This is a genomic window from Minwuia thermotolerans (genome assembly GCF_002924445.1).
Lineage (GTDB): Bacteria > Pseudomonadota > Alphaproteobacteria > Minwuiales > Minwuiaceae > Minwuia > Minwuia thermotolerans.
The window spans coordinates 165735-174679 of record NZ_PIGG01000014.1 but is presented as its reverse complement, the minus strand read 5'-3'; the positions used below and the strand labels follow the sequence as shown (position 1 = coordinate 174679).

Annotated in this window: 8 protein-coding genes; 2 read left to right on the top strand and 6 right to left on the bottom strand. The window is 68.7% G+C overall.

Going from position 1 to position 8945, the window contains the following annotated elements:
* The first annotated feature begins 313 nt into the window (after window positions 1–313).
* Both CWC60_RS03145 and CWC60_RS03140 read left to right on the top strand, forming a co-directional pair.
* Entirely contained in the window at window positions 314–1174 is an 861-nt protein-coding gene (locus CWC60_RS03145; RefSeq protein WP_109792604.1) for an enoyl-CoA hydratase/isomerase family protein, read from the top strand.
* Window positions 1175–1179: 5 nt separating this feature from the next.
* Window positions 1180–2358: a CaiB/BaiF CoA transferase family protein gene (locus CWC60_RS03140; RefSeq protein ID WP_109792603.1), complete on the top strand. Its 1179-nt coding sequence runs from the start codon at window positions 1180–1182 to the stop codon at window positions 2356–2358.
* Window positions 2359–2522: 164 nt separating this feature from the next.
* On the opposite strand, the gene CWC60_RS03135 is transcribed toward CWC60_RS03140, so the two are convergent.
* From CWC60_RS03135 to betA, 6 genes are all read right to left on the bottom strand, one after another.
* The gene (locus CWC60_RS03135; RefSeq protein WP_125182716.1) at window positions 2523–2906 is read right to left on the bottom strand and encodes a hypothetical protein; all 384 of its coding nucleotides are present in this window, start codon (window positions 2904–2906) and stop codon (window positions 2523–2525) included.
* Between the two features lie 156 nt (window positions 2907–3062).
* Window positions 3063–3887 (bottom strand): M48 family metalloprotease, encoded by an 825-nt coding sequence (locus CWC60_RS03130; protein ID WP_109792601.1) that lies wholly within the window; start codon window positions 3885–3887, stop codon window positions 3063–3065.
* 9 nt (window positions 3888–3896) lie between these two features.
* On the bottom strand, window positions 3897–4748 hold the full coding sequence (locus CWC60_RS03125; protein WP_109792600.1) for an FG-GAP repeat domain-containing protein: 852 nt from the start codon (window positions 4746–4748) through the stop codon (window positions 3897–3899).
* On the bottom strand, window positions 4745–6127 hold the full coding sequence (locus CWC60_RS03120) for a leucyl aminopeptidase family protein (protein ID WP_206419746.1): 1383 nt from the start codon (window positions 6125–6127) through the stop codon (window positions 4745–4747). The genes CWC60_RS03125 and CWC60_RS03120 overlap by 4 nt, the downstream gene beginning before the upstream one ends.
* Window positions 6120–7142, bottom strand: a complete 1023-nt coding sequence (locus CWC60_RS03115; RefSeq protein ID WP_164516341.1) for a TAXI family TRAP transporter solute-binding subunit — start codon at window positions 7140–7142, stop codon at window positions 6120–6122. The genes CWC60_RS03120 and CWC60_RS03115 overlap by 8 nt, the downstream gene beginning before the upstream one ends.
* 109 nt (window positions 7143–7251) lie before the next feature.
* Window positions 7252–8925, bottom strand: a complete 1674-nt coding sequence (gene betA / locus CWC60_RS03110) for a choline dehydrogenase (protein ID WP_109792598.1) — start codon at window positions 8923–8925, stop codon at window positions 7252–7254.
* Window positions 8926–8945: the final 20 nt, after the last annotated feature.

Here is an 8945-nt window from a genome sequence, read left to right as displayed (position 1 = left end):
CGAGAGCGGTCATCCGGAGAAACTTCGAAGCTGATACCCGTGCGCATGCCGCAGACTCGCACGCAAAGCCGACAAGGGGAATCCCCATCGGGACTCCACTGTCGGGTTCAATCCACTAGAACGGACCAAGCAAGGGATGGCGTCCTGGGGCTTGACCCCAGGACCCAGTTCTTTTTTCGCTGGGCCCTTGGATCAAGTCCAAGGGCGCTGGCGAACGGATATGCGTCGCGCGCTGTTCCGGACCCCCGCCTTTCCCGTCTATGCTCCCCCGCAATGCGCCGCAGCGCGCGTCGAAAAAGGGGAGGGCGAGTGAATGAGAACCGGCAGCTTCAAGGGCTACGAGACCTGGATCACCGAGCCGGGCGTGCTCTGGATCCGCTTCAACCGGCCGGAGCAGAAGAACGGCACCACCTCGGTGATGAAGCGGGAACTGATCGAGACCCTGACCGAGGCGCAGATGGACAACGCCGTCCGCGTTGTCGTCTTCACCGGCTCCGGCGACAGCTTCTCCGCCGGCGACAATCTGAAGGGCTACGCCAAGCTGGACCGGGAGACGGACGACGGTCAGGTGCGGCTGATCCCGGGCGGCCATGACACGGGCATCGGCACCTATTCGGCGCTGCGCACGATCTCGCAGCAGCTCAACACGGTCATCCGGGAGATGGACAAGATCACCATCGCCGCGATCAATGGCGTCGCCATTCAGACCGGCTTCTCGCTGGCGCTCTGCTGCGACTTCCGCATCGCCGCAGAGGAGGCGCGGCTGGGGTCCGGCACCCTGCGTTTCGCGCTGCTGCCCGACGAGGGCGGACCCTATCTGCTGGTCCAGCACATGGGTCTGGCGAAGACCATGGACTTCCTGATGCGCAAGAAGATCGTGCCCGCCGCGGAGGCGCTGGAACTGGGTCTGGTCCACGAGGTCGTACCCGCCGACAGGCTGATGGCGGCCGCCGGGGAACTGGCCGTGGAGATGGCCGAGGGTCCGCAGGTCGCCATGCGCCTGCTGAAGCGCTCGGTCTACAACGCCGCGGAGATGAGCTGGCTGCAGACGCTTGACGACATCGCCGGCAAGACCGCGGTCACCGATCACCACCCGGACGCGGCGGAGGGCAAGGCCGCGTTCATGGAACGGCGCAAGGCGCGCTTCAACGCCTGGCTGGACGAGGCCGGCTGACGCGCATGGGCATTCTGGACGGGCTGAAGGTCATCGACGCGGCGAGCTTCATCGCCGGGCCGTCCGCAGCGACGCTGCTGGGCGATTTCGGGGCCGACGTCATCAAGGTGGAACCGCCGGGGGGTGACGGCTACCGCCGTCTGCTGGGCCTGCCGGGCTTTCCGACGGCGGACGTCGACTATCACTGGCAGCTCGACAACCGCAACAAGCTGGGTCTGGCGCTCGATCTGCGCGACGACGCCGACCGGCAGGTCTTCCTCGACCTGGCGGCGCAGGCCGACGTTCTGGTGGTCAACCATCCCCTGCCGGTGCGGCGGAAGCTCGGTATTGCCTGGGGCGACCTGCGCGGGCTCAATCCGGGCCTGATATACGCCTCGCTGACCGGCTTCGGGGAGACCGGACCCGAGGCCGACAGTCCGGGCTTCGACCTCTCCACCTACTGGGCGCGTTCGGGGCTGATGGACCAGGTCCGCCCCGACATGGACGGACCGCCCGCGCCCTCGGTCGCGGGTCAGGGAGATCATCCGACCGGGGTGGCGCTGTTCGGTGCGATCATGCTGGCGCTGTACGAGCGACAGTCCACGGGACGGGGCCGCGAGGTGCAGTCCTCGCTGATCGCCAACGGCCTGTGGTCCAACGCCTGCCTGGCCCAGGCGGCGCTGGCGGGCGGCGACATTCCGCGGCGCCGGCCGCGCCACGCGCCCTTCTCGGCGCTGGTGAACACCTACCGCGCCCGCGACCGCAAGTGGTTCATTGTCAGTGCGCTGGAGCCGGAACGCGACTGGCAGCGCCTGCTCCGAGTGATCGAGCATCCGGGACTTGCGGACGATCCGCGATTTTCCGCCATAGAGGGGAGGCGCGAGAACGCGGCGGCGCTGACGACGCTGCTGGACGACATCTTCCTTGAGCGCGACTGGCCCGACTGGCGCGCCCGCTTCGAGGCTGAACGCCTGTCCGTCGGGCCGGTCTACTCGCCGCAGGACGCGGTGGCCGACGCGCAGGCCCGGCCCTCGGCGGCGGTGCGCCGCACGGCTGACGGGGCGTTGATGGCGGAGGTCATCGACAGCCCGCTCTGGCTGGAGGGAGAAGCGAAGCGGCCCGCCGGACGGGCGCCGGCGACCGACGAGCATGGGAAACTGATCCGCTCGGCGCTGAAGGACGGCCGTTCGCCGTGGCGGCCCTGACCGGCGCGCGCCCCGATGCCGGGGCCCACGTCACAATCCCCGCTTCATGATGCGACCCTGCGGATTGTTTTCTGCGGCGTGCGCCCCGGCTTGTTCCGGAGGCGGTCCCGGCCGCATGACGCTTCGCGCGGTCGGGTGCGCCCCCGGAATGGCGTATTCCTGGTTCAATGCTTCGCGGTCGAGAACCTCCCCGGCCGGGCCTGAATGAAGGCGAACTCGTCGCTGCTGAGCTGCAAGGTGAACTCCAGCGCCCGACCATCGAGCATGGCGAACACGCAGCGGACGCGATTTTGTTCCCGTTCGACATTTGTCTGCACGAGGTCGCCGAGTGCGGAGCCGCCCCGGCCGTCCGGCAGGTCGAAGCGCCGCGCCCGAAGGCGTGACACCGATGAACCGGGCATGGTGAGTTCGACGGCTCTGAACAGGAGAGCCAACGCATGCTCTTCCATATGGGTGAGCGGTGCGTTCTCGTTGAATTTGGCATGCGAGCCGCGCTCCGGCGTGCGGCCGGGCACAATGGCCAGGGGATATTTCGTTCGACGCGACACTACCTCTGCGTCCTTTGTTCTTGTTCTCACGCTACTACCGCAAAGCACTATCGGCACCGATATTCCAGCGACCCTGCGTTGCCGAATGGCATCATACTACCCGTGGCGCCGATCTGTCGACCGGTCCGGCCCGAGAAATTCTTCACTGGCCGGCGGTCAGTTGCGGCCCGCCATCCGTTGCAGCCGGTCGATCCGGTCCGGAACCGGCGGATGGGTGCGCATCCAGGACCGGCCCCTGACGCCGGCGAACTCCTCGATGGTGTCCTTCATATGTGCGCCGTTCGCGAACTGGATGCGCGCCAGCGCCTGGCTGAGCGCGCCCGGATCGCCGGTGAGCCGGACCGAGCGGGCATCGGCGGCGTACTCGCGGCGGCGCGAAAGCGCTGTCTGAAGCAGGGATGTCGCCGCCGGGGCGAAGGCCAGGAACCAGTACACCCAGTCGGGCGCCATCTGTTCGCCCGTGATCATGTAGGTGACCGCGCCCGTCAGCAGGCCGAGCACGGCGGCGGCGAAGGTCACCCGGCTCATGGCCTCGCCGAAGCGGATCAGACGCACGTCCCCGGCGGCGACATGGGCGACCTCGTGGGCGATCACCGCGATCAGATGCCGCTCCGACAACAGCTCCAGAAGACTGCGCGAAATCAGGATCACGCAGTGGCGCCGGTCGCCGATGGAAAATGCATTGGGGGCGCCGTCGATGACCCTGATCTCCGGCGGCTGCGCGAGCCCCGCTGCCCGGGATATCTCGGCCAGGCGCGTCCCGAACCGCTCCGACATGCGCCGTTGCAGCGGCCGGGCGTGGGCGATGCGGAGTTCCATGATCTCGGGCAGGTGCGGCAGCGCCACGATGGCCAGCGCCACCGCCACAGCGACGGCGACGCCGCCCCAGACGCCGAAGGTGGCGCTGGCGGCGATCACCCAGACGCCGCCCATTCCCGCCAGGGGCAGGCGGGACAGGGACCATTCCCGGACCGCTCTCATGCATTCAATCTAGGGGGCGGGACGCCATTCGACCACTGTCCCGCCTTCGACGGGCGCGCGGACCACCAATGCGCCATCCGGGCCGGTGGCCGCGCTCAATGCCCCGGTCAGGGCCGCCGGCAGCCTCTCGCTGTCCAGCACGGCGGACTGGCCGCCTGCGAAGCGGAGGGCCTGCAGAGACCGCCGGCCGTTCTTCGGCAGGATCAGGTCGGCCACGCCATCGCCGTCGACGTCGGCGACGACGCTGAGGCCCTGCTCGCGGGAGCCCATGGCGTGATTGGAATAACCCGGCAGGCTGGCCACCGTCTCGAAGCCCTTCGCGCCGGGCGGGAGCAGCTTCAGCGTGCCGCCGATATGGGGCGTCACCACGATCGCGATCTCCAGCCGGCCGTCCCCGTCGAAGTCGGCGATGCCGGCGGGATTGAGCCAGCGGTTGGCCTGTCCGATCCACGCGTCGCGGAGGACGAGCTGGATCCGGCCCTCCCGGATGCCGTAGATGGCGAGCGCTGCGCCATGCGCCAGGTGGCTCTCGACGACCACCATCTCGTCGACGCCGTCGCCATTGAAGTCGGCGAGGCGGACATGCCGGTCCTCGAAGACGGTCTCTTCGGAAAGGCGGATCCCCAATTTGCGACCGCCGGCCAGTTCGGCCATCAGCGCGCCGGCCTCGATCGCGTCGCCCAGCACGCCGTGAGAGTAGCGTTCCGTGGGCTCGGCCAGCCAGGCGCGCCGGACGGGACCTTCGCCGGTGGCGACGACCGAATCCGGCAGCGCCCCCGGCGGCCGTTCCTTTGCTGAAATCGTTGAAAGGTGAAGGCAGAACAGGGCAGCGGCCAGCAGCGCCGGCCCGCCCCGGCTCATGCGTAGCGGTTCCGGATCAGGTGGAACAGCGCCCTCAGCCCCATGGCCTCGCCGCCGCGCGGGCGGCCGGGGCGGTTCCGGCTGTTCCAGGCCATGATGTCGAAATGCAGCCAGCGGTCCGGGTCGGCCACGAACTCCTTCAGGAACAGCGCCGCAGTGGTCGCGCCGGCGAAACGGCCCGAGCCGGCGTTGTTGATGTCGGCAAAGGGGCTGTCCAGCATGTGGCGGTAGTCGTCGTGCAGCGGCAGCCGCCAGACGGGTTCGGCCACGGCGCGGCCGGCGGCCGTGACCGCATCGGCAAGGGCGTCGTCGCGGGCGAAGAAGGCGGCGATTTCCGTGCCCACGGCGACCCGCGCCGCGCCGGTCAGTGTCGCCATGTCGATCAGCAGGTCGGGGCTTTCCTCGCAGGCCAGCGCCAGGGCGTCGGCCATCACCAGGCGGCCCTCGGCGTCGGTGTTGCCGATCTCCACGGTCAGGCCCTTCCGGCTCTGCAGGATGTCGCCGGGGCGGTAGGCGTTGCCGGCAACCGCGTTCTCGACCGCCGAGATCAGCACGCGCAGGCGCACCGGCAGCTTCGCCGACAGGATCACGTGCGCCAGGCCCAGCACGGTGGCCGCCCCGCCCATGTCCTTGCGCATCAGCTCCATGCCGCTGGCCGGTTTCAGGTCCAGCCCGCCGGTGTCGAAACAGACGCCCTTGCCGACCAGCGTGAGCCTTGGACGGTTCTCGTCGCCGAAGGTCAGATCGATCAGCCGGGGGGCGTCATCGGCCGCGCGGCCGACGGCGTGGATCATGGGGAAGTTCTGCGCCAGCAGATCGTCGCCGGCGACGACCGCCGTGGCCCCGCCGAAGCGGTCGGCGAGGTTCCGCGCCGCCGATTCCAGTTCGCTCGGTCCCATGTGTTCGGCCGGCGTGTTGATCAGATCGCGCGCCAGGCAGACGCCCCCCGCCATGGCGAGGACCGCCTCGCGGTTGGCGCCCTCCGGCCAGACCAGCCGGGCGCGGCCGTCGTCCTTCGGCTTCCTGTAGCGGTCGAAGTCGTAGGTTCCCAACGCCCAGCCGAGACAGAGACCGTCGGCTTCGGCGTTCGGAAGCGCGGAGAGGTCCAGTGTCCAGTCGCCGCCGCCGAGCCGCTTGCCGAGATCGCCGATCGCCCACATACCGGGTTCGTCGGCGGTGACCGCCAGCGCCCCGGCCTGGGCGCCGTCCGGGCCCGGCAGGCGCTCCAGCACGCCCGCCTTCAGCCCGCCTTCCCGGCCCGACAGCCAGTTCCGCACCGGATCGGGCTGGCGCGCCATCCAGTCCTTGACAGCCGCGGCCGGGACCAGATGCAAAGGCCGCGCCTCCGCAGCCTGCTCGACGAAACCGAAATCACTCACTGATCAGACCCATTTCCACGTAGTAGCGCCGGGCGCCCGGATGGAGGGGGATGGTAAGGCCCTCGAGCGCGGTTTCCAGTCTGATCTGCTCGCCCTTGAGATGCCCCGTATCCAGAAGGTCGCGGTTCTCCTCGTGCCACAACGCGGCGGTGATGTCGTAGATGAGGTCGTCGGGAATATCGGCGTGCGTGATCCATTGTGCGCCCACGGAGAGCGTCGGGGTGACGGGATTGGCGCCGTAGACGCCGGCGGGAATGGAACTCGCCGTGTAGTAGCGGTTGGCGTACAGAAGCTGTCTGGCCGCGGCGCCGTCGATCGCCACGAGTTCGAACCGGCCCGTGTCCAGCAGTTCCGAAACCGCCGCCGAGGGATAGCCGACCACGAAGAAGGCGGCGTCGATGCGTTCCTCCAGCAGGCTGGTGATGGACAGTTCCGGGCCGGCGCTCACCGCCTCGATATCGTCGTGTTCGACGCCGAAGGCCGCGAGGATCAGCAGCGCATTGATGCGGGTGCCGGAACCGTCCTGGTCGATCGCGACCCTGCGGCCCTTGAGGTCGGAGATGGATTTGATCCCGAGGCCCTTCCGCGCCACCAGATGCACATGCTCGGGATAGAGGTTTGCGATCGCCCTGAGGTCGGGGAAGACGCCATGGCCGGTGAAGATCTCCGCGCCCTCGAAGGCCCAGGCGACCACATCGGCCTGCGCCAGGCCCGAATCCAGCTTCCGGGTGGCGATCCCCTCCAGGTTCTCGAACGAACCGAGCGTGGTGATCGCCGTCGCGATGAGATTGTCAACGCCACAGGCGCCCCCCTGGCCGCAGGGCGAGCTTCCCCCCGGACGCGAAATCGCCGACGCGATCAGGGAACCGATCGGAAAGTAGGTGCCGGCCGAGGAACCGGTGCCGATGGTGAAGAAGCGGGGATTATCGTGTTCGCCGGCCAGACCGGCGGAACCGGGCAGGAGAACAGCCAGTCCGCAGAGGACCGCAATGAGCGCGTCTCTCGCCTTCGTCATGCCCATGGCGCCCTTATACCCTTCTTCCACGCTGCAGCAAGGTAATCCGCCCGCATTAAACGCCGTGGAGGGCAAATTTTCCGTGAACGGATGGCCCGGACCTGGCGTCTCAGCGCTGGCGCGCCTCCCAGTCCGGGTGCAGCCACGGTTCCCGGTCGTCGGGAGGCAGGAGATCGCGGCCCAGGATGTGATCCGCCATCTTCTCTCCCACCATGATCGACGGCCCGTTGAGATTGCCGTTGGTGATCCTGGGGAAGACGGAACTGTCGGCGACGCGCAGACCGTCCGCGCCGATCACGCGGCCCTCCGGGTCGACCACCGCTTCCGCGTCGTCGGGGTCGCCCATGCGGCAGGTGCCGCAGGGGTGGTAGGCGCTCTCCACCGCGCCCCGGATGAAATCGTCGAGGGCTTCGTCGGTGGTGACCTCGTCGCCCGGCGCGATCTCCGGTCCGGCAAAACGCTCGAAGGCGGGCTGCGCGAAGATCTCGCGGCTGAGACGGATACAGGTGCGGAAGTCGGCCCAGTCCTTCTCGTTCGACATGTAGTTGAACTGGATCGACGGGGCTGCCGCCGGGTCGGGCGCAGCGAGCCGCACGCGGCCGCGGGAGGGTGAGCGCATGGGGCCGACATGGACCTGGAAGCCGTGAGACTTCGCCGGCGCCTTCCCGTCATAGCGAATGGCCACGGGAAGGAAATGATACTGGATGTCGGGGTACTCGATACCGGCGCGGGAGCGGATGAAGGCCGCCGCCTCGAAGTGATTGGTGGCGCCGAGACCGGTCTTCGTGAACAGCCAGCGCGCGCCGATCCAGGCCTTGGCGGCGAGGTTAAGGCTGGGGTAGAGGGAGACCGGTTCCTTGCAGATCTTCTGGATGTAGATCTCCAGGTGGTCCTGCAGGTTGCCGCCGACGCCCGGCCGGTCCGCCAGCACTTCGATGCCATGCTCCTGCAGGTGCGCCGCCGGCCCGATTCCGGAGAGCATCAGCAGCTTCGGCGAATTGATCGAGGAGGCGGCGAGGATCACCTCGCGGCGGGCGCGCACGGTCCGCGGCCGGCCGGTCTGACGGACGCGGACACCGACGGCCTTGCGTCCGTCGAAAACCACCCGCTCTACCAGGCAGCGGATCAGCCGCAGGTTCCGTCGTTTCAGCGCCGGTTTCAGATAGGCGTTCGCCGCCGACCAGCGCCGGCCGCGCCAGACGGTCATCTCCATCGGCCCGAAGCCTTCCTGCTTGCGGCCGTTGTAGTCGTCTGTGGTCTCGTAGCCCGCCTCGCGGCCCGCTTCGATGAAGGCGCGGTAGAGCGGGTTGGTCATCGGCCCGCGGCTGACGTGCAGCGGCCCGTCCTCGCCGCGCCAGCCGGCCTCACCGCCATGGCTCGTTTCCATGCGGCGGAAATAGGGGACGACGTCGCGCCAGGCCCAGCCGCGTGCGCCGGCCTGCGCCCAGCCCTCGTAGTCCTGCGCGTGGCCGCGGACATAGACCATGCCGTTGATCGACGACGAGCCGCCGATCACCTTGCCGCGCGGACAGGCCAGCCGCCGTCCGCCCAGATGGGGCTCGGGTTCGGTGACATAGCCCCAGTCGTAGCGGGCCATGTTCATGGGATAGGAAAGGGCCGCCGGCATCTGGATGAAGGGGCCGGCGTCGCTGCCGCCGTGTTCAAGCACGATGACCGAATGGCGGCCCGACTCGCTCAGGCGCGCAGCCAGCGCCGACCCGGCGCTGCCGGAGCCGACGATGACATAATCCGCTTCCGCCAGGACCGACGCATCATCCGTCATGCGGCGTGCTTAGCGGCCGC